Raw genomic sequence first — 20241 nt, forward strand, 5'->3', positions numbered from 1 at the left:
ATTACAAAGTGCAAGATACGCAGCCTTCGACCTCTGTTCCTTCGAGGGCAGTTTGGCGTAATCGGATGTAATACAATGTCTTGATTCCTTTTCGCCAGGCATATATTTGCGCTCGGTTAATATCTCGTGTGGTGGCATCATCTTTAAAAAAGAGAGTCAAAGATAAACCTTGGTCAACGTGCTGAGTTGCCATGGCATAAGTATCAATAATTTTTTCAGGACCGATTTGGTAAGCATCTTGGTAATATTCTAAGTTTTCATTCGTCATAAAAGGAGCTGGATAGTAAACACGGCCAATTTTACCTTCTTTACGAATTTCAATTCGTGAAACAATGGGGTGGATGCTTGATGTTGAATTATTGATGTAAGAGATAGACCCTGTAGGCGGGATCGCTTGCAAGTTCTGGTTATAAATCCCATAGGTAATGACAGACTGCTTTAAGGCTTGCCAATCTTCACGAGTTGGAATTTCGATACCCGAACGTCGGAATAATTCCTGAACGGTTTGTGTTTTTGGTAGCCAAATATTGTTGATATATTTATCAAAATAATCACCAGAGGCATAAGTTGAATGTTCAAAACCAACAAATGCAGTTTTTCTTTCAATGGCTAATTGGTTTGACGTTTTTAATGCGTAATAGGTGACCGTATAAAAATAGATATTGGTGAAATCGAGCGCTTCTTCTGAGCCGTAATAGATATGCTCTCTTGCTAGGTAGCCATGTAAATTCATTTGCCCTAATCCAATCGCATGTGATTGCCGGTTACCTTCAGCAATGGAAGGGACAGAACGAATATCACTCATATCTGAAACCGCGCTCAGTGCTCTAACGGCAGCAGCTATTGATTGAGCGAAATTCGGTGAGTCCATCGTTTTAGCGATATTCATGGAGCCTAAATTACAGCTAATATCTTTACCAATTTGTTGATAGCTTAAATCGTCTTCATAAAGACTAGGGCGATTAACTTGCAGTATTTCTGAGCACAGATTGCTCATATTAATACGCCCTGCGATAGGATTAGCTCGGTTGGCCGTATCTTCAAATAAAATATACGGATATCCAGATTCAAACTGGATCTCAGCTAAAGTTTGGAAAAATTCCCGAGCATTAATTTTGTATTTTTTTATCGCTTTGTTATTGACCATTTCATGGTATTTGTCTGTAACACTAATCTCAGACATAGGGACACCATAGATGCGCTCAATATCATAAGGAGAGAATAAATACATGTCCTGGTTATCTTTCGCTAGTTGGAAAGTGATATCAGGGATCACGACCCCTAAAGAAAGTGTTTTAATCCGTATTTTTTCATCTGCATTTTCACGCTTAGTGTCAAGAAAACGCATAATATCAGGGTGATGAGCGTTCAAATAGACTGCGCCAGCGCCTTGCCTAGCACCGAGTTGGTTGGCATAAGAAAATGCATCTTCCAACATTTTCATGACAGGAACAACCCCAGAGGATTGGTTTTCAATCAATTTTATTGGGGCGCCTTGCTCCCGTAAGTTAGTCATCAGAAAGGCGACACCGCCCCCTCGTTTGGATAACTGCAAAGCTGAATTTACTGAGCGGCCAATGGATTCCATGTTGTCTTCGATTCTTAAAAGAAAACAAGAAATTAGCTCACCGCGTTGTTTTTTACCGCAGTTAAGAAAAGTGGGAGTGGCGGGTTGAAAACGCCCTGTAATGATTTCATCAACATATAATCTAGCGAGGGACTCATTCCCTTGTGCAAGTGTTAAGGCAACCATACAGACGCGATCTTCATAGCGTTCGAGATAGCGTTTGCCATCAAAAGTTTTCAGTGTATAGCTAGTGTAATATTTAAAGGCACCTAGGAAAGTTTGAAAACGGAATTTGTGAGCGTATGCCTGTTTAAATAATGTTTTTATAAATTCAAAGTTATATTGTTCTAATACACTATTTTCGTAATAATTCTCTTGTACTAAAAAGTCTAACTTTTCTTTTAAATCATGGAAAAATACGGTGTTCTGGTTCACATGCTGTCGAAAATAGTGGTGAGCCGCTTCTTTGTCTTTATCAAATTGAATACGGCCTTCGTTATCATATAAATTCAACATCGCATTGAGCGCATGATAATCGACATCTGATGTATTTTGCATTTTATCCATTTGAAATAACTCTAGTTGTTTGTACGTTGCCAAAACGTTTTTAGGCCTCGTTGAACGGACTGAACATCTTTATCAGTACCAAGAAGTTCAAAACGATATAGGTAGGGGACATGGCATTTTTGCGCGATGATATTCCCAGCTATCGCATAGGCATCGCCAAAATTGGTATTACCCGCAGCAATAACACCACGGATAAGTGCGCGATTGACTTGAATATTAAGAAATTGGATCACTTCTTTTGGAACCGCACCTTTTGTTCCACCGCCACCGTAAGTCGGCAGTAGTAAAACATAAGGTTTTGTCGCTATTAGGCTACTTTCGTGATTGCCAATAGGTAACCGTGTTGCGGGGACATCTAGCTTTTCAATAAAGCGATGGCAATTTTCTGAGCGACTTGAAAAATAGATGAGTGATTCCGTTTCCATGACATCACCTAAGCGGCTAATAGACTGATCATGTCTGGCCGAAAACCCGCCCAATGTTTGTCGCCCGCAATAACGACAGGAACTTGTTGGTAGCCTAATTTTTTTACAAGTTCAAGAGCTTGGCTATCTTCAGTGAGGTCAATAATTTGGTAAGAAATCGCTTTGCGATCTAAGGCTTGATAAGTAGCATTACACTGAACGCAGTTAGGTTTACTATAAATGGTAATCTCAGTCATGTTATTTACCTTTTGAATGTTTAATAGCATTAGAAATAAGGTACGTGATACCTAAATACTATATATAGATTTTTGTTTTATCAACCACACAATATGTAGTGAATATGAAATGTTGAATGATAATTATTCTAATTGTTGGCTAGGTGGTTATTAACATTGAAAATAAAAAAATATCGTATTAGATGATTCAAAGAGACACTCTAAGAAAAAAGATCATTGCAAAGTGGAAATAATTTACTCTATAACTGTATATACAATCAGGTAATTGAGTCCTTTTGAGGAGATACTATGTACCATCAATATTTAGCAACCCCGGATAAATTTCCTAAACCGTGGATCCATATTACGGCTGATGATGACGGAGTAACTAGCCTCTATTTTGTTGATGAAAAAACAGAAAAAGAAACGAAGAATGAACATTCCAAGCTTTGCGTAAAAGAATTAAAGGAATATTTTAATCACAAAAGAACCGCGTTTACGGTTGAATTAAACCCACAAGGAACAGAATTTCAGAAAAAAGTATGGAAACACCTTTGTGGGATCCCTTATGGGGAGCGATGGAGTTATAAAGATTTGGCATTAAAGCTAGGATCCGTCAATTATTGCCGCGCAGTCGGTATGGCAAACTCACGTAATCCAATCTCATTAATTGTTCCTTGTCATCGCGTTCTTGGACACGATGGAAAACTAGTGGGATATACAGGGGGCTTAGATATTAAAGATTGGTTACTTTTGCATGAGAAGTAAAAGCTAAATAATTAGCTATAAGTAATACTATTAGTTGTAATAATTACTATTGTTAAGAATTATTGTCGAAATCAGAGCCCATTCTATCGATAAATAATATTTTTTTATCTTTTTAGTCCATTTTCGTGATCTAGGTTGTAGACAAGTAACTGAGAAATCTGATGTACTGAGCTTGATACAGATGGTGTGTCTATTTTATTTTAAAGGTAATATTTGATGTCTAAAGTTAAAGGTAACGTTAAGTGGTTCAACGAATCTAAAGGTTTTGGTTTTATCACTCCAGAAGATGGTAGCAAAGATGTATTTGTTCACTTTTCTGCGATTATGGGCGATGGTTTCAAAACCTTAGCTGAAGGCCAAAAAGTGGAATTTGAAATTACTGAAGGTGCTAAAGGCCCATCTGCTGCTAACGTTATTCCTCTGTAATTTTTATAATTAAGATTAAAACGAACAGCTGAAAACTCGCCCTAGCTATCTAGGGCGAGTTTTTTTATCTATAAAAAATAAAAAAGGCCTGATATAAACCAGACCTTTTCATCTATAAATTAAACAGTTGAGACTATTTAACTTCTTCGCCTTTAGCTTGTAAATCGGCATGGTAAGAAGAGCGAACGAATGGGCCACAGGCTGCGTGAGTGAAGCCCATTGCCATGGCTTCATCTTTCATTTCATCAAACTCAGCAGGGCTAACATAGCGTTTGACGGGTAAGTGATGACGGCTTGGCTGCAAGTATTGGCCAAGTGTGAGCATCGTGACACCATGGCGACGTAAATCGCGCATAACTTCGATAATCTCTTCATTGGTTTCACCAAGACCGACCATTAACCCAGATTTAGTTGGGATATCGGGGTGCGCTTCTTTAAATTTTTCGAGTAATTTTAAAGACCATTCATAATTAGCGCCTGGACGAACTTGGCGGTAAACACGCGGCACGTTTTCAAGGTTATGGTTGAACACATCTGGTGGTGTTGCGGTTAAAATCTCTAATGCGCGATCCATACGGCCGCGGAAATCAGGAACCAGTGTTTCAATTTTAATTGATGGGCTTTTTTCACGAATAGCACGAATACAATCAGCAAAATGTTGTGCTCCGCCATCACGTAGGTCATCACGGTCAACTGACGTGATGACGACATAGCGTAGCGCCATATCTTTAATAGTTTGTGCTAATTTTTCAGGTTCGTTTGCATCCGGTGCATTAGGTCGACCATGAGCAACATCGCAGAAAGGACAGCGGCGGGTACAAATAGCGCCCAAAATCATAAAGGTCGCAGTACCGTGGTTAAAACACTCAGAAAGGTTAGGGCACGAAGCCTCTTCACATACAGAGTGTAAGCCATTTTTACGCATGGCGGCTTTAATGCCTTGAATACGAGTGGAGTCAGCAGGAAGCCTAATTTTCATCCAGTCAGGTTTACGTAGAATTTCTTCTCGTTCAGTCACAACGTTTTTGACAGGGATCAGCGCCATTTTGTCGGCGTCACGATATTTAATTCCGCGTTCTATCTGAATTGGTTTACTCATAATATGACGGTTCCAGTTATCTTTTATGCTGATGGATAAGTGATAATTCTAAATAAAACTAAATGGAGGCTGTTATCCATTCATTAAAATATTTTTTAAAATTGTTAAAAATTATAGCATTATTATTGAGCGATATGAAATCCCAGTGTGTCACAGAATTGGCGAATTAGCACAGGCTGAACATCAGAAACTGACACTTTGGGAGCAAGGTCACTCACTTGGGTCATTTTTAATTCGCTGTAACCACAAGGGTTAATGCGGTTAAAGGGTTCAAGATCCATATCAATATTTAATGCGAGACCATGAAAAGAACAGCCTTGCCGTATGCGTAATCCGAGGGAGCAAATTTTATCGCCATTAACATAGACACCAGGAGCATCAGGGCGAGGATACGCTGCAATATTAAAATGGGCAAGGGTATTAACGACGGTATTTTCTAGTGCGCTGACGAGTTCTCTGACACCAATTTTATTACGTTTTAAGTCGAGCATCACGTACATCACTTGCTGCCCAGGGCCATGGTAGGTGACTTGGCCACCTCTATCACTTTGAACGACAGGAATATCACCAGGGGCAAGAACGTGTTCTGCTTTTCCGGCTTGGCCTTGGGTAAATACGCGAGGATGTTCAACCAGCCATATTTCATCACACGTATTTTGGGTACGCTCTTCAGTGAATTGATGCATCGCATCAGAAACAGTTTGATAAGGAGCAAGGCCGAGTTGGCGTATGGTTATACATCTATCTGACAAAATTTAGGTGTCCACGTTGTCTTTATCGTTGCGGGCAGTATAACGCCTATGTTTGCCATACTTCAAGCTAACATCGTATCTGGTACTTGCATAAAATGTGATTCAAATTGGAATCAAATGTTATTTAGGTGTAAATGTAATCCACGCTAAAGTAGAGGAACAAAACGAAAAAGGCCGAATAGCAACAGACTATTCGGCCTTTGATGTGGATCTTTAATACAGTTTTGATTAAAGCACTACTTTCACTAACTCTAATGCACCTAACTCAGTGTACAAGGTTTCAACTTGTTCAATATGAGTTGCATTAATAGTAATAGAAACTGAGTGATAATTGCCTTTGCTACTTGGTTTTACGTCTGGGCTATAGTCACCTGGCGCATGGCGCTGTACCACTTCAATCACTTGATCAACCAGTTCAGGCTGTGCCAAGCCCATTACTTTGTAGGTTAATGGACATGGGAACTCAAGCAGTTCACCTAATTTCGTTTTCATGGGCACTCCTAATTTTTAAATTGGGCTGCTGGCTGAAAAAGATTGGCTGGTATTAAACCAGCCAATGAGAAGTATTCATCCAACAAACATTTCGATACTTATCTATTTCAATACTTACTATATGGGGACGACTTGTTTTAGTTTCAAGTCTTAACCAAACCAGCGATGAAAGAGTAATTTGATGTAGTCAATTAACCGGCTGAAGAAACCACCTTCTTCAACATCTTTTAACACCGCTAGAGGGTGTTGTTCGATGATTTTGCCATCAAGCTGAAAACTAATTGTCCCGACTTGTTGGCCTTTGGTTAACGGGGCTTCGAGCTCAGTGGTTGATAACTCATAGCTCGCTTTTAAATCTTTTAAGCGACCACGTGGGATTGTGAGGTACAAATCTTCTGTGACACCTAATTTTACTTCATTTTCATCACCAAACCAGACTGGCACACTGGCAAAGTCAACATTGGCTTGTAATGGCTTAACGGTTTCATAAAAGCGGAAGCCATAAGTGAGTAATTTTTTGCTCTCTGCATCACGGCCTTTGCTGCTTTTACCGCCCATAACAACCGAGATCAGGCGCATGTCGCCTTCGGTTGCTGATGCGACAAGGTTGTAGCCCGCGGCATTAGTATGGCCTGTTTTGATACCGTCAACCGCAAGGCTTTTATCCCACAATAGGCCATTACGGTTTGTTTGGCGGATATTGTTAAAGGTAAATTCTTTTTCTTTATAGATAGCGTATTCTTCAGGGACATCACGCACTAGCGCTTGGCCAATAAGGGCCATATCACGGGCTGAGCTATACTGACCATCCGCATCTAAACCATGAACGGTTTCAAAATGTGTGTTTTTTAGCCCTAATTTGTTCACGTAGCCATTCATTAATTGAACAAAGTTGGTTTGGTCACCTGCGATATAGTCGGCCATTGCAACACAAGCATCGTTACCTGATTGCAAATTAATACCCCGAGTTAACTGGGATACGCTAACGCGATCGCCAGGTTTTAAGAACATCAATGATGAGCCTTTAAATATTGGATTACCCGTCGCCCATGCATCATTTCCGACCGTGACAATATCATTTTCACCAATTTTACCTGACTTAATTGCTTGACCAATAACATAGCTAGTCATCATTTTGGTCAAACTCGCGGGGTCGCGGCGCTGGTCAGCATTACTTTCAGCAAGAACTTTGCCTGAATTATAATCAATTAATATATAAGCTTCTGCATCAATCGCGGGTGCAGCAGGAATTGATGTATTCGGGAAGGTTTCATTAGCATTTGCAATATTAGCAGTCATAAGAAGGAGTGCGGAGCCCAGCACTGTATGACGCACGATGCGTGATGGAGCGACATTATTCATGGTTTTACCATTACATCCGAAATTCGGTTAACACAAGGAGGCGCAGTTTAGCAAAAGAAAGGGGTAAGAAAAAAGTGACTTTTGCGCTGTACCAATGATTTTTTTGTCAGTTCAATATTGCCTGAATTTAGGTTGCTCCAAATAGACGTGAGCAACCTAAGTTGGCATCGCTTTATGGCGCAACGACCATTGACGATTGATTTTTTTCAGACTGTAAACGGCCTTGAACCTCAACAGCTTGCTGTCTTGTACTAAATGGCCCTAACTGTACTCGGTAAATACCATTGTAGGGTTGTAGGCGCCCAGGGACATTAAACTGCGTTTTCAATTCATTCAGCATGTTTTGAGCATTGGTTTGGCTACTAATTGCACCAGCTTGAACGAGAAAACCGCGTTCTGGCACCGATTCTTCAGCTGTAGTTGCTGCTGGTGGCGGTGTTGGTGTTTGCAGGTTCATATCTGGCATAGTAGGCTGCATCGGTTCTTTTGGCTGCTGAACGGGCAATGTATTTTCTGGCGTAGGCAAGTTCTCCATTACAGGGGTACCCATTGGGCCAGAACCTAATTGTGGGCGTCCCGGTAATGCATAACTTTGTTTCACAAAATTAGAACCCACGGTCCCTGTTCCTGACAAGCTACCATCTTGAGCAACTTGAATGGCATCAATTTTAATTTTTGTCGTAGGCATTAAATTCAGGCGGTCAGCGGTTGCTCTTGATACCGCAATACTTTTGCCCGGGACATAAGGCCCACGGTCATTAACACGGACGACCATCATGCGGCCATTCATCATGTTAGTGATACGAACATAACTTGGAATTGGCAAAGTAGGGTGAGCGGCAGTTAATTCCACTGGGTTAATACGTTCACCAATCGCTGTCATATTGCCTGCAGACTCCGCACCATAAATGGATGCATAGCCTACTTGGCTAAATTGTGATGGGTCACGTACGATTTGGTATTGTTGGCCATTACGTGAGTAATCATTATTTGCAGTTGGATGATACGGCTCATAATGAGGCTCTGCACCTAATACATCTTGAGTGGGTACATTGGCTGGCACTTGGGCAGGTTGTTTAACTTCATCTGTCACACAGCCACTGAGTAGCGCGGCTGTGACGCCAAGCATTATCCATTGTAAACGCATACTAAGCCTCATTTTATAAACTTTTAGAAAGGAATTTTCGGTGTGTATGTATCGACATGATAATACCGAATCCAGCCATTAAAACAATCAAAGCGGAGCCCCCGTAGCTCACTAAAGGGAGAGGGACACCAACGACAGGTAATATACCACTGACCATACCGATGTTCACAAATACATAGACAAAAAGGATTAAGATCAAACCACCAACCATAACCCGACCAAATGTATTCTGTGCGCTAGCAGCAATATAAAGCCCGCGAATAATTAATAAAAGGTATAAGCCAAGTAAAATAAGCACCCCGACTAAGCCAAGTTCCTCTGCTAACACGGCAAAAATAAAGTCGGTATGTCTTTCTGGCAAAAACTCAAGCTGTGATTGTGTGCCATGGAGCCAGCCTTTCCCCATTAACCCACCAGAACCAATCGCAATTTTTGATTGGATAATATGGTAGCCAGCCCCTAATGGGTCTGTTTCTGGGTCTAATAACATCATAACGCGGGCTCTTTGGTAGCCATGCATTAAAAAGAACCACAGCAATGGAATAAAGGCTGCGAGAGCAATGGCTGCGACAGCAATGAGCCGCCAGCTCATCCCGGCAAGGAACAAAACAAACAAGCCGGAAGCGGCAACTAAAATTGAGGTACCAAGGTCTGGCTGCGCTGCCACTAGTAATGTCGGTACAAAAATCAAGACGAGCGCGATTAAGGTGTTTTTGAATGAAGGAGGGCACAGGTCTCTATTCATGAAGCGAGCGACCATTAAAGGAACGGCAATTTTTGCAATTTCAGAAGGCTGAAACCGAATGAAACCCAAGTCTAACCAGCGCTGAGCCCCTTTACTTATTTGCCCAAACACATCAACAAAAACCAGTAAGATAACGCAAAAAATAAACAGGTGAGGAGCCCAGTTTTCATACATTCTAGGGGGGATCTGCGCCATCACTATCATGACAACGAAACCTGACGCAATCTGCCCCAATTTGCGTTCCATCATTTCAGGATCTTGGCCGCTAGCGCTCCACATTATAAATGCGCTGTATGCAAGCAACGCGATGATAATCAGTAGCATAGGCACATCTATATGCAGACGCATGGATAACGAATTTTTTTTCTTATCGTCTGTCATATTCTTTATAGCCCATTGTTATTCGTTGGATTGTGCATCAGCGATCTTCTCCTGCATTGGTTGCTGACACCGCGACTTCGGTACGGTTATCACCAAGAAGAACGTGGTCAAATATTTGCCGCACAATGTCACCGACTGCAGGGCCCACGCCCCCATTTTCTAAAATAATCGCAACAGCGATAGTGGGTTTATCATACGGAGCGTAAGCAATCATCAATTTATGGTCGCGTAAGTGTTCAGCGAGTTTACTGGCATTATAGGTTTCATAACTGAAGACTTGCGCGGTACCCGACTTGGCAGCCGCTTTATATGGTGTACCAATGAAACTGCGGCGCCCTGTACCATTTGGTGCGTTGGCAACACCGTACATTCCATGCTTAGCGAGCTCCCAAAAACCTGAATTCACATCGCCAATTTGTTTGGTCTCTTTGTCTTCATAAGGCACCATGGCATTACCCAATTTTGTACCGTAGAGCAAATGAGGTGTTTTAACTTGGCCATCATTAATTAGTGTCATCAATGCTTTTGACATTTGAATTGGCGTTGCGGTCCAATAGCCTTGTCCAATACCAACAGGAATGGTATCACCTTGATACCAAGGTTTTTTATAGCGTTTTTGTTTCCATTCACGGGTCGGCATGATCCCTGAGCGTTCTTCAGCAAGGTCAATACCCGTATAATCGCCAAAGCCAAACCGGCTCATCCACTCAGAAATACGGTCAATCCCCATGTCATAGGCGACTTGATAGAAGAATGTATCAGCCGATTCAATAATAGATTTTGATACGTTGAGTTTGCCATGTCCCCAGCGCTTCCAGTCACGATAACGTTTTTCTGAACCGGGTAATTGCCACCAACCAGGGTCAAAAATGGTGGTATTGGGGGTGATCACTTTTTCACTTAACGCAGCGACAGAAATAAACGGTTTTACTGTCGATGCAGGGGGATATAGCCCTTGAGTTGTTCGGTTAATCAATGGCCTGTCAGGGTTATTTAATAGTGCTTGATAATCTTTATTGGAGATACCGTTAACAAACAAGTTAGAGTCATAACTTGGATTCGATACCAGAGCCAAAATTTCCCCATTACGCGGATCAGTGACGACGACGGCTGCACGGCTGGTGGTTAGCAGCTTTTCGATATAAATTTGCAATTCGAGGTCAATGGTGAGGTAGATATCTCGACCCGCTTGCGGTGGTTGCTCATGAAGCTGGCGAATAACGCGACCACGACTATTCACTTCAACTTCTTCATAGCCTGTTTTACCGTGTAAAATGTCTTCATAATAGCGTTCAATACCTAATTTCCCGATATCATGACTAGCGGCATAGTTGGGTAATAAGCCTTCTTTATCAAGACGTTCGACATCTTTGTCATTGATTTTCGCCACATAGCCAATCACATGGGTTAATGCAGAGCCGTATGGGTAAGAGCGTCGTTGATAGCTTTTGACTTCTAAACCGGAAAAACGGTATTGATTAACGGCAAAACGAGCGACTTGGACTTCATTGAGCTGCGTTTTTAGTGCAATTGAGGTAAAGCGGCGTGAACGTTTACGCTCTTTTTCAAAATTAGCGATGTCTTCGTCAGTTAAATCGACCACATTGCGAAGGTTATCTAAGGTTTCTTGTAGGTTGCTGACTTTTTCAGGCACGATTTCTAACTGATAAAACGTGCTATTAAGTGCGAGTTGAGTTCCTCGGCGGTCATAAATAATCCCACGGCTTGGTGCAATAGGCACTAATTTGATTCTGTTATCATTTGACCGCGTTTGGTAATCTTCATGACGAACAATTTGCAAGTGATACAAATTCGTCACAAGAATAGACGTTAAAATGACAATCACACCGAAGGCAATGAGCGCTCGGCGGATAAACAAAACTGACTCAGCGGTATGGTCGCGAAAAGGGGTGCGTTGTGTTTTCATCCCATTGCCATTTTGAACATATTTAAACCTGACTATTCCCTGTGGTAAGGGTGATTAGTCGTAATACTCCATGCGCGATACAGACTTTCGGCAACAAGGACACGAACCAGTGGATGGGGGAGCGTAAGTGGTGAAAGTGACCAGCTTTGCTCTGCCGCTGCTTTACACGCAGGCGCAAGGCCTTCGGGGCCACCGATTAATAAACTGACATTACGGCCATCTTGTTTCCATTTATCGAGTTGTACGGCAAGTTTCGGGGTGTCCCAACGATCACCTGGAATATCCAAAGTGACGATGCGATTTCCTTTACCTACAGCTGCGAGCATTAATTCGCCTTCTTTTTCTAGAATGCGTTTTATATCTGCATTTTTCCCACGTTTTCCGGCTGGAATTTCCGTTAATTCAAAGGGCATATCTTTAGGAAAACGGTGGAGGTAATCCATAAAGCCGGTCTGGACCCAGTCCGGCATTTTTGTTCCAACGGCGATGAGCTGTAATTTCAAACTCAGCTCCAGAGCTTTTCTAATTCATACATACGACGACTTTCATCTTGCATAATATGAACAATGGCATCGCCAAGGTCGACGACAATCCAATCAGAAATACCTTGCCCTTCAACACCTAATGGCATTAAACCATTTTTGCGGCAAGCGTCGATTAACCTGTCAGCAACAGACATCAAATGGCGGCTTGATGTCCCTGTACAGATGATCATCTGATCGGTAATACTTGATTTCCCTTGAACATCGATAGTAATGATATCTTCTGCTTTAGCATCATCAAGCTGATCGATAATAAATTGTTGGAGTTCAGTTCCTTGCAAAAGGTTCACCTTTTATTCAAATAAACAGAATATCACGTTAAACACTGTTTGTAGTTTGTAGATAAAATAATCGCTGATAATGAATCAAACACATTAACAGCCTTGCTATTTTACCCTAGATTTTAAGAAAAATCGGCTAAATTCTTTTTTATTCATTGTGGAGTGAAATTTATAGGGATATCCGTACATTTGAGCAAGAAGTTTGTGCTAACTTTACAAAATAACGCTAAAAACTGTTCCCCTGATAAATATTTTAGGATGAGATACGTATTGTGCAAATAATTAAACCAAAAGTTTTTATATTTGAAGGGATTAATCACCTGCCTGCTAATATTCATCGGCAAGTGAGTTCTACGGTTGAATTTGTCACGGATTTTTCCCATGAGGACATGCAAAATAAGGTTAATGGTATTATCAGCTCTAAACAGCAATTTTGTGAATTACAGGGACTATTCCCTGCGAGCATTCCGATATTAACAGATGACAAGCTACAAAATGTCGCGTTCTGGGACTGCTTTTTGACGAAATTGTATACGATGCAACGATTAAATGACTTACATCACGCGTTAACACATCACAATATTATTCAATTTCATAGCTGCCATAAATATCTCATTATGGCGTATTCTCCAGTTGGCTATCAGTATACTGGGCGTTTAGTGGCGAGTATTAAAAGCAGCACCGATCTTGAGTGTTTTTTTAATCAATATAAAGCCTGTTTAATGGAAATATTGGCAACGGTGCCGGCAAGAAACATTGAAGTTAATGCGCTGAGTCATATGCAAGGCTATTTTAAACACAAAGCTACGAAGGATGAGAAAAAACGCTTATTGTGGCTGATTAATGACTATTTAGCAGGGAATTTACCGTTAAACCGGCCATTAGCGATGATGCGACAGTTGCTTGTTCAATACCCAGACAACTATCTAATCGAGCAAGTTATTTTTGAACCATACCCTAATTGTAATTCAATAAGAGAGATCCCTTATTGCTGATAAAGGTGTTGTTGATGAATATATTGCAGAACCGCATCTGGAATTAAATCCTGACACGAGTCACCGGAGCTTAATTTTTCGCGGATTTCGGTTGCAGAGATATTTACCAGTGGGGTATCCCCAATAAAAATATACCCATTCGCTACTTGGTTTAAGGCAATAGGGTCTGTTGTTTGATGTTCTAACAGCCAATTTTGCATTTTAGGGTCGGTAAACTGTGTGGCATACCCCGGTCGGGAACAAACCAATAAATGGCAGTTATCAAGTATGTGATCCCAGCCGTGCCATTTATTAATCGACAATAAGGAATCTTGACCAATAATAAACGCCAGGGGTTTTTCTGGCCCAATTTCTTGGCGTAATTCAACCAGTGTTTCTATCGTGTAAGAAGGGCTATTTTTTTCTAGTTCACGCGTATCGATAGCAAATAAAGGTGCATTTTGAATCGCGAGTTTCACCATTTCTAAACGTTGTGATGGAGTCGCTTCTGGCTGTGGGCGATGGGGGGGAACGTGGTTAGGTAACAAGATAACTTTTTCGAGACCAACTTGTTGGGCAAGGGCTTGCACCGGACGTAAATGACCAAAGTGAATGGGGTCGAACGTCCCACCGAATAATGCTAGCAAGTTATGTTGTTTTGAAAAGGAATTACTCATGAATAAAATTCTCTGCAAATGCTTTACCACATAATAGCATAGACAGTGACTGCAGGTCAGGCCATGGAGAATGGCTAAAATCTTGTTTAATATTGATTTCTGCTTGCGTTAATAACATTAATGCAGATTGTAATTGATGCAATGTTAAACGTTGTAAAGCTTCCGTGAGCACACCTCGGCGGTTTTGCCACACTTTGTGTTGATCAAATAATGTCTTTAATGGGGTTGTTGCAGATTGGCGTTTCAATGTAATAAGCAACATGAGATCACGTTGGATTGAACGCAATAAAATAACAGGCTCGACATCTTCTTGTTGCAGTTGCTCTAAAATATGCCATGAACGGCGGGACTTACCAGCCAATAGGGCATCAACCCAATGGTAGGGGGTAAAATGCGCAGAATCATTAACGGCACTTTCGACCCGAGGGTAGGTGAGTTTACCATCTGGATAAAGAAGAGACAGCCGCTCAAGTGCTTGTGCCAAACCAAGTAAATTCCCTTCATAGCAGTAACAAAGTAGCTGGTTAGCTTCGGTTTCTAACGAAAGCCGCATACTGTAGGCGCGTTTAGAAACCCATTGTGGTAACCGCTGATATTCAGGAGTTAGGCAGCTGATATAAATAGCATCTTGGCTAATTGCTTTAAACCAAGCACTGTTTTCTTGTGCTTTAGTAAGCTTATGACCGCGTAACACAAGAAGGAGATCTGAATGCAGTAGTTGTGCCAGTTGGTTCAGCTTTTCAGCCATGGCAGCGTTAGGGCCATTTTCGGGCAATAACAGAGTCAGAGTTTGACGGCTTGCAAATAGGCTGAGAGCTTGGCAGAGGCTAAAAATCTCATCCCAATCGGTATTTTGCTCAAGAGAAAACGAAAAATGCTCTTCAAAGCCTTGCTCTTGTGCGGCTTTTCGGATGGCATCTTGGCTTTCTTGAAGAAGAAGGGGCTCATTGCCCCAAATTAAATAGCGGCCTCTTAGAGACTCTTGTAACGAAGAGGCCAGCTGTTCAGGGTAAATACGCGTCATTATGGTTGAGTATTCGTATCAGCCGCTTGGTTTTTTGCTTTTTCAAGCTCTGCTGAATGAACAAGCAATAATTTACGCACGATATTACGTGCAGCTTGTTCTTGCATTTCTTGTCTAACAATTTCTTTCTCTGCATCTTTTGCAAGTGCTTCTAAAGGGTTGTCGAAGAAAGTGCGTTCAACACGGCTTTGTAATGGATATATTGCACCATCAGGCATTAAAACCTGCGCATTCATCACCAGTGTTAACTGTTTCTCCGCGGCTTTACCATCTTGATAAACGGATACAGTTTCTGTGTTTTCAGTCGAACCAATGACTTTCAAAATAGGAATGTTCGGACTTCCAGTTTCGAGAACCTTCACGTTACTGAGCCGTAGTTGCTCCCTGAGCGCTCTTGTGAGGTAGCCATATGGGTCACTTGAACTTAGCTGCAAAGTTCTCAGTTCCTCAGGAATTTGAGTTGTTCCTTGAAGACGAAAACCGCAACCTGCGGTGACTAGCACCGCCAGGCTCAAAAATAAAGTTATCAGATAACGCACCTGGCCTCCTTATCAGCCAACAACCTAATATTAACCTACAACAAGGTTTAGCAATTTGCCTGGGACATAGATTACTTTGCGGATGCTAACACCTTCAAGGTATTTCGCTACGCTTGGCTCATTTTTTGCCATGTCTAGGACAAACTCTTGGGTTGCATCAGCCGGAACGGTGATACGGCCACGCACCTTACCATTAACTTGAACAACAACCAGTTTGGTATCGTCAATCATGGCTTTTTCATCAGCAACAGGCCACTGTGCAAAGTCGATGTCCGTTTGGTGACCGAGTGCTTTCCACATCTCAAAGCAAGCGTGTGGAATGATTGGTGATAACATCAGCGTGATAGCCTCGAGAGACTCTTGGACTAATGCACGGTCTTGCTCAGTTTCTTGTGGTGCACGAACTAATTTGTTTAAGAATTCCATGACGGCTGCAATCGCGGTATTAAATGCATAACGACGACTGAAATCATCAGAGACTTTAGCAATTGTTTTGTGCAGATCACGACGTAAGTCTTTCTGTTCTGGTGTCAGTGCGCTGATATCTAAAGGCGAAGTGGCGCCTTTTTGAGAATGTTCATGCACTAAACGCCAAACACGACGAACGAAGCGGTTAGCGCCTTCAACGCTAGACTCTTGCCACTCAAGGGTTAACTCAGGTGGAGCCGCAAACATCATAAACAGACGAACAGTATCGGCACCGTATTTTTCGACCATCAATTGTGGATCAATACCGTTGTTTTTCGACTTAGACATTTTGCTCATACCGGTATACACCAGTTCATGGCCTTCACTGTCTACGGCTTTAGTAATACGGTTTTTGTCGTCACGTTCAACAATGGCATCTGCTGGGGATACCCAAACACGTTGGCCATCGCTGCCGGTGTAATAGAATGCATCAGCAAGCACCATGCCTTGGCACAGTAGACGTTTTGCTGGTTCATCAGAGTTAACTAACCCTGCATCACGCATCAACTTATGGAAGAAGCGGAAATACATTAAGTGCATGATGGCGTGTTCGATACCACCAATATATTGGTCAACCGGTAACCAATAGTTTGCTGCCTCTGGGTTTAACATGCCTTCGTCATATTGTGGGCAGGTATAACGTGCATAGTACCAAGAAGATTCCATAAAGGTATCGAAGGTATCCGTTTCACGTAACGCAGGTTGACCATTAATGGTCATTTTTGCCCACTCAGGATCAGCTTTAATTGGGCTAGTAATGCCGTTCATCACGACATCTTCCGGCAGAATGACAGGTAATTGGTCTTCAGGAACAGGCACGACAGTACCATCTTCCAATGTTGCCATTGGGATTGGTGCGCCCCAGTAACGTTGACGTGAAACGCCCCAGTCACGTAAGCGGTAATTTACTTTGCGTTGGCCTGCGCCCAGAGAAACGAGTTTATCTGAAATCGCATTAAAACCAGCTTGGTGGTCTAATCCATTGAACTCACCTGAGTTAATCAGGGAATTTTTCTCAGTCATCGCTTCTTGGGATAAATCAGGCTCATTGCCATCAGCATCAGCAATAACGGCCTTGATGGGTAAGTTATATTTGTGAGCGAATTCCCAGTCACGTTGGTCATGGGCAGGAACGGCCATAACCGCACCAGTACCGTATTCCATTAAGACAAAGTTAGCGACCCAAATTGGCAGCTTTTCTTGGGTTAATGGATGAATAACGAATAAGCCAGTAGCCATACCTTTTTTATCCATGGTTGCCATATCTGCTTCTGCAGTTTTGGTGTTACGGCACTCATCAATAAATTGGGCTAATTCTGGGTTATTTGTTGCAGCCTCTTTCGCCAGAGGGTGGCCTGCTGCAACAGCCACATAAGTTGCCCCCATAAAAGTATCAGGGCGAGTGGTATAAACCGTTAGGGTTTCATCGCGGTCTGCAACATTGAATGTGATCTCAGTTCCTTCGGAACGGCCGATCCAGTTGCGCTGCATAGTTTTGACTTGCTCTGGCCAGTCATCTAATTTGTCGAGGTCGTTGAGCAGTTCTTCCGCGTAGTCGGTAATTTTAATAAACCATTGTGGGATTTCTTTGCGCTCAACAGGGGTGTCACAACGCCAGCAGCAGCCATCAACCACTTGTTCATTCGCCAAAACGGTTAAATCATGTGGGCACCAGTTAACCGCAGAGGTTTTTTTGTACACTAAACCTTTTTCATACAATTTAGTGAAGAACCATTGTTCCCAACGGTAATATTCAGGAGTACAAGTGGTGACTTCACGATCCCAATCATAACCGAAACCGAGCATTTTCAACTGGTTTTTCATGTAGTCGATATTGGCGTAAGTCCATGGCGCAGGAGCCGTATTATTTTTAACTGCAGCACCTTCAGCAGGCAGACCAAACGCATCCCAACCAATTGGTTGGAGAACGTTTTTCCCCAACAAACGTTGGTAACGAGAGATAACGTCACCCATGGTGTAGTTACGTACGTGGCCCATGTGTAGTCGACCAGAAGGGTAAGGTAGCATGGACAGGCAGTAGTATTTTTCTTTGCTGTTGTCTTCAGTCACTTTGAAAGTTGCTTTTTCATCCCAGTGACGCTGTACTTTAGGCTCTATATCTTCTGGACGATATTGTTCTTGCATGGCACCGATAATCCTATGGTGAATAAATGCTACATCTGTAGCGTGAATGTCTTTCTTAAATTGAGATCCGCATAGCATAGCGGATCTACACCGAAAACAACAATAGTTGATTAGCTGAACCTACGGGGGAAGCTGGATATTGCTTTTCGGGGAACGGATCAGGATATTTTACGCTGATAACCAAACAACTTAACTAAAAAACCAGTGAAATGGTAGTGGTTTGTTGAACTATTTCGGATCTGGGGCGTTGTTGTTGATTTATTTGTTAATAATATAGTGATAAGAGGAGGGAGCTAATAAGCTCCCTCTCTAATATTAATGAAGAATTTTTGCGAGGAAATCTTTTGCACGATCAGATTGTGGGTTAGCAAAAAAGTCTTCTTTTTTACTGTCTTCAACAATCTTCCCTTCATCCATAAAAATCACGCGATTAGCCACTTTCTTGGCGAATCCCATTTCATGGGTCACCACCATCATGGTCATGCCTTCATTGGCTAATTCAACCATAACATCAAGAACTTCGTTGATCATTTCTGGATCTAGCGCTGAGGTCGGTTCATCAAATAGCATTGCTATTGGGTCCATACACAGTGCTCGAGCGATAGCGACACGTTGTTGTTGTCCGCCTGAAAGCTGAGCTGGAAATTTATTGGCATGGCTGGATAAACCTACGCGCTCCAATAATTTCAAACCTTTTGCTTCCGCTTCTTTTTTATCGCGGTTTAATACCTTAACTTGCGCTAATGTCAGATTTTCAATGATTGATAAATGAGGGAATAGCTCGAAGTGCTGGAACACCATTCCTACTTTAGAGCGTAATTTGGCAAGGTCAGTTTTTTTGTTATTTACTTGAATATCATTCACAAAAATCTCACCCTGCTGAATAGGTTCTAAACCATTCACTGTTTTTATTAATGTGGATTTACCAGAACCAGATGGCCCGCACACAACCACAACCTCACCTTTTTTAACTTCAGTTGTGCAGTCTGTAAGCACCTGAAATTGGCCATACCATTTGGATACATTTTTCAGGGTTATCATGAAACAGTCCTTTTCTTAAGATAATTCACTAACATAGAAGCGCCAAAACTAACAATAAAGTACACCAGACCCGCAAACAGTACCATCTCTACTTGTGTCCCATCACGCTCACCTATATTGGTGGCGGTACGGAAAAAGTCTGTCAAACTGAGCACATACACGAGGGATGAGTCCTGAAACAGTACAATCCCTTGAGTTAACAACAACGGCACCATGGCTTTGAAGGCTTGCGGTAATACGACGAGCCGCATGGTTTGCATATTTGTCATTCCCAATGCTAACGCAGCAGAGGCTTGCCCTCGAGAAATACTTTGAATACCAGCACGAATGATTTCAGAGTAATAGGCCGCTTCAAAAAGAGAGAAGGCTATCATTGCCGAAATTAAACGAATATCATTTTTTGGTGATAAGCCTAGAACATTTTGTAATAAGCTAGGCACAATTAAGTAGAACCACAGCAAAACCATGACTAGTGGAATGGAGCGAAATGTATTCACATACAAGGCAGCAAACCAGCTAATGGGTTTGAATGTGGATAACCGCATCACAGCAAGGACAGTACCCCACAAAATCCCCACCACTATCGCGGTCAGTGTAATTTTCGCGGTGACAATAAAGCCATCGATTAAGAAGGGCATACTCGGAGCAATTGAGCTCCAATCAAATTCATACATCAT

Annotated in this window: 21 protein-coding genes; 3 read left to right on the forward strand and 18 right to left on the reverse strand. The window is 42.0% G+C overall.

Annotated elements, in window-relative coordinates:
- Position 1: 1 nt before the first annotated feature.
- The 3 genes from nrdE to nrdH are packed head-to-tail and all read right to left on the reverse strand — an operon-like array spanning position 2 to position 2795.
- Entirely contained in the window at positions 2-2134 is a 2133-nt protein-coding gene (gene nrdE / locus CYG50_RS03500; protein ID WP_102138285.1) for a class 1b ribonucleoside-diphosphate reductase subunit alpha, read from the reverse strand.
- 11 nt (positions 2135-2145) lie between these two features.
- Entirely contained in the window at positions 2146-2559 is a 414-nt protein-coding gene (nrdI, locus tag CYG50_RS03505) for a class Ib ribonucleoside-diphosphate reductase assembly flavoprotein NrdI (RefSeq protein WP_102138286.1), read from the reverse strand.
- Between the two features lie 8 nt (positions 2560-2567).
- Positions 2568-2795 (reverse strand): glutaredoxin-like protein NrdH, encoded by a 228-nt coding sequence (gene nrdH / locus CYG50_RS03510; protein WP_102138287.1) that lies wholly within the window; start codon positions 2793-2795, stop codon positions 2568-2570.
- A gap of 288 nt (positions 2796-3083) precedes the next feature.
- On the opposite strand from nrdH, the gene CYG50_RS03515 reads away from it, so the two are divergent.
- Positions 3084-3542, forward strand: a complete 459-nt coding sequence (locus CYG50_RS03515) for a methylated-DNA--[protein]-cysteine S-methyltransferase (RefSeq protein WP_102138288.1) — start codon at positions 3084-3086, stop codon at positions 3540-3542.
- A 216-nt stretch (positions 3543-3758) separates the two neighbouring features.
- A complete protein-coding gene (gene cspE, locus CYG50_RS03520) occupies positions 3759-3968 on the forward strand; it encodes a transcription antiterminator/RNA stability regulator CspE (protein WP_004257099.1) in 210 nt (69 codons plus the stop codon).
- 133 nt (positions 3969-4101) lie between these two features.
- Here cspE and lipA read toward each other — a convergent pair whose 3' ends face one another.
- From lipA to rsfS, 9 genes are all read right to left on the reverse strand, one after another.
- Positions 4102-5067, reverse strand: a complete 966-nt coding sequence (gene lipA, locus CYG50_RS03525; RefSeq protein ID WP_102138289.1) for a lipoyl synthase — start codon at positions 5065-5067, stop codon at positions 4102-4104.
- 122 nt (positions 5068-5189) lie between these two features.
- Complete coding sequence (gene lipB / locus CYG50_RS03530; RefSeq protein WP_375373116.1) at positions 5190-5804, reverse strand: lipoyl(octanoyl) transferase LipB; 615 nt, start codon at positions 5802-5804, stop codon at positions 5190-5192.
- A 243-nt stretch (positions 5805-6047) separates the two neighbouring features.
- A complete protein-coding gene (ybeD, locus tag CYG50_RS03535; protein WP_004257083.1) occupies positions 6048-6311 on the reverse strand; it encodes a DUF493 family protein YbeD in 264 nt (87 codons plus the stop codon).
- Between the two features lie 150 nt (positions 6312-6461).
- Positions 6462-7673 carry a D-alanyl-D-alanine carboxypeptidase DacA gene (gene dacA, locus CYG50_RS03540; protein WP_102138291.1) on the reverse strand — a complete coding sequence of 404 codons (1212 nt, stop codon included), beginning with the start codon at positions 7671-7673 and terminating at the stop codon, positions 6462-6464.
- Between the two features lie 172 nt (positions 7674-7845).
- Positions 7846-8820 carry an endolytic peptidoglycan transglycosylase RlpA gene (rlpA, locus tag CYG50_RS03545; protein ID WP_102138292.1) on the reverse strand — a complete coding sequence of 325 codons (975 nt, stop codon included), beginning with the start codon at positions 8818-8820 and terminating at the stop codon, positions 7846-7848.
- A 13-nt stretch (positions 8821-8833) separates the two neighbouring features.
- Positions 8834-9946 carry a peptidoglycan glycosyltransferase MrdB gene (gene mrdB / locus CYG50_RS03550; RefSeq protein ID WP_102138293.1) on the reverse strand — a complete coding sequence of 371 codons (1113 nt, stop codon included), beginning with the start codon at positions 9944-9946 and terminating at the stop codon, positions 8834-8836.
- 37 nt (positions 9947-9983) lie between these two features.
- Entirely contained in the window at positions 9984-11873 is a 1890-nt protein-coding gene (gene mrdA / locus CYG50_RS03555; RefSeq protein ID WP_102138294.1) for a peptidoglycan DD-transpeptidase MrdA, read from the reverse strand.
- Between the two features lie 32 nt (positions 11874-11905).
- Positions 11906-12376, reverse strand: a complete 471-nt coding sequence (gene rlmH, locus CYG50_RS03560; RefSeq protein WP_004908925.1) for a 23S rRNA (pseudouridine(1915)-N(3))-methyltransferase RlmH — start codon at positions 12374-12376, stop codon at positions 11906-11908.
- A 2-nt stretch (positions 12377-12378) separates the two neighbouring features.
- Positions 12379-12705 carry a ribosome silencing factor gene (gene rsfS / locus CYG50_RS03565; protein WP_080750930.1) on the reverse strand — a complete coding sequence of 109 codons (327 nt, stop codon included), beginning with the start codon at positions 12703-12705 and terminating at the stop codon, positions 12379-12381.
- A 263-nt stretch (positions 12706-12968) separates the two neighbouring features.
- Between rsfS and CYG50_RS23410 the strand changes: the two genes are divergently transcribed.
- Complete coding sequence (locus CYG50_RS23410) at positions 12969-13691, forward strand: YbgA family protein (RefSeq protein WP_102138295.1); 723 nt, start codon at positions 12969-12971, stop codon at positions 13689-13691.
- Here the strand turns inward: CYG50_RS23410 and nadD are convergent.
- From nadD to gltK, 6 genes are all read right to left on the reverse strand, one after another.
- A complete protein-coding gene (nadD, locus tag CYG50_RS03575; RefSeq protein ID WP_102138296.1) occupies positions 13682-14347 on the reverse strand; it encodes a nicotinate-nucleotide adenylyltransferase in 666 nt (221 codons plus the stop codon). The two genes, CYG50_RS23410 and nadD, sit on opposite strands and share 10 nt — an antisense overlap.
- On the reverse strand, positions 14340-15371 hold the full coding sequence (holA, locus tag CYG50_RS03580) for a DNA polymerase III subunit delta (protein WP_102138297.1): 1032 nt from the start codon (positions 15369-15371) through the stop codon (positions 14340-14342). The genes nadD and holA overlap by 8 nt, the downstream gene beginning before the upstream one ends.
- A complete protein-coding gene (gene lptE / locus CYG50_RS03585) occupies positions 15371-15910 on the reverse strand; it encodes an LPS assembly lipoprotein LptE (RefSeq protein ID WP_102138298.1) in 540 nt (179 codons plus the stop codon). The genes holA and lptE overlap by 1 nt, the downstream gene beginning before the upstream one ends.
- 30 nt (positions 15911-15940) lie before the next feature.
- Positions 15941-18523, reverse strand: a complete 2583-nt coding sequence (gene leuS / locus CYG50_RS03590; protein WP_102138299.1) for a leucine--tRNA ligase — start codon at positions 18521-18523, stop codon at positions 15941-15943.
- 315 nt (positions 18524-18838) lie between these two features.
- Positions 18839-19564, reverse strand: a complete 726-nt coding sequence (locus CYG50_RS03595) for an amino acid ABC transporter ATP-binding protein (protein WP_004257041.1) — start codon at positions 19562-19564, stop codon at positions 18839-18841.
- Positions 19561-20238, reverse strand: coding sequence for a glutamate/aspartate ABC transporter permease GltK (gene gltK / locus CYG50_RS03600; protein WP_036958176.1), 678 nt, complete (start codon positions 20236-20238; stop codon positions 19561-19563). Before gltK ends, CYG50_RS03595 begins: the two co-directional genes overlap by 4 nt.
- Positions 20239-20241: the final 3 nt, after the last annotated feature.

It is taken from the genome of Providencia huaxiensis, assembly GCF_002843235.3.
In the GTDB taxonomy this organism is placed as follows: domain Bacteria; phylum Pseudomonadota; class Gammaproteobacteria; order Enterobacterales; family Enterobacteriaceae; genus Providencia; species Providencia huaxiensis.

Bases quoted from the DNA above. Each gene is read 5' to 3' on its own strand.
- nrdI (WP_102138286.1), bottom strand. From the start codon at position 2,559: ATGGAAACGGAATCACTCATCTATTTTTCAAGTCGCTCAGAAAATTGC.
- mrdA (WP_102138294.1), bottom strand. From the start codon at position 11,873: ATGAAAACACAACGCACCCCTTTTCGCGACCATACCGCTGAGTCAGTT.
- cspE (WP_004257099.1), top strand. From the start codon at position 3,759: ATGTCTAAAGTTAAAGGTAACGTTAAGTGGTTCAACGAATCTAAAGGT.
- holA (WP_102138297.1), bottom strand. From the start codon at position 15,371: ATGACGCGTATTTACCCTGAACAGCTGGCCTCTTCGTTACAAGAGTCT.
- leuS (WP_102138299.1), bottom strand. From the start codon at position 18,523: ATGCAAGAACAATATCGTCCAGAAGATATAGAGCCTAAAGTACAGCGT.
- gltK (WP_036958176.1), bottom strand. From the start codon at position 20,238: ATGTATGAATTTGATTGGAGCTCAATTGCTCCGAGTATGCCCTTCTTA.
- CYG50_RS03595 (WP_004257041.1), bottom strand. From the start codon at position 19,564: ATGATAACCCTGAAAAATGTATCCAAATGGTATGGCCAATTTCAGGTG.
- nrdE (WP_102138285.1), bottom strand. From the start codon at position 2,134: ATGGATAAAATGCAAAATACATCAGATGTCGATTATCATGCGCTCAAT.
- lipA (WP_102138289.1), bottom strand. From the start codon at position 5,067: ATGAGTAAACCAATTCAGATAGAACGCGGAATTAAATATCGTGACGCC.
- nrdH (WP_102138287.1), bottom strand. From the start codon at position 2,795: ATGACTGAGATTACCATTTATAGTAAACCTAACTGCGTTCAGTGTAAT.
- CYG50_RS03515 (WP_102138288.1), top strand. From the start codon at position 3,084: ATGTACCATCAATATTTAGCAACCCCGGATAAATTTCCTAAACCGTGG.
- nadD (WP_102138296.1), bottom strand. From the start codon at position 14,347: ATGAGTAATTCCTTTTCAAAACAACATAACTTGCTAGCATTATTCGGT.
- mrdB (WP_102138293.1), bottom strand. From the start codon at position 9,946: ATGACAGACGATAAGAAAAAAAATTCGTTATCCATGCGTCTGCATATA.
- dacA (WP_102138291.1), bottom strand. From the start codon at position 7,673: ATGAATAATGTCGCTCCATCACGCATCGTGCGTCATACAGTGCTGGGC.
- rlpA (WP_102138292.1), bottom strand. From the start codon at position 8,820: ATGCGTTTACAATGGATAATGCTTGGCGTCACAGCCGCGCTACTCAGT.
- ybeD (WP_004257083.1), bottom strand. From the start codon at position 6,311: ATGAAAACGAAATTAGGTGAACTGCTTGAGTTCCCATGTCCATTAACC.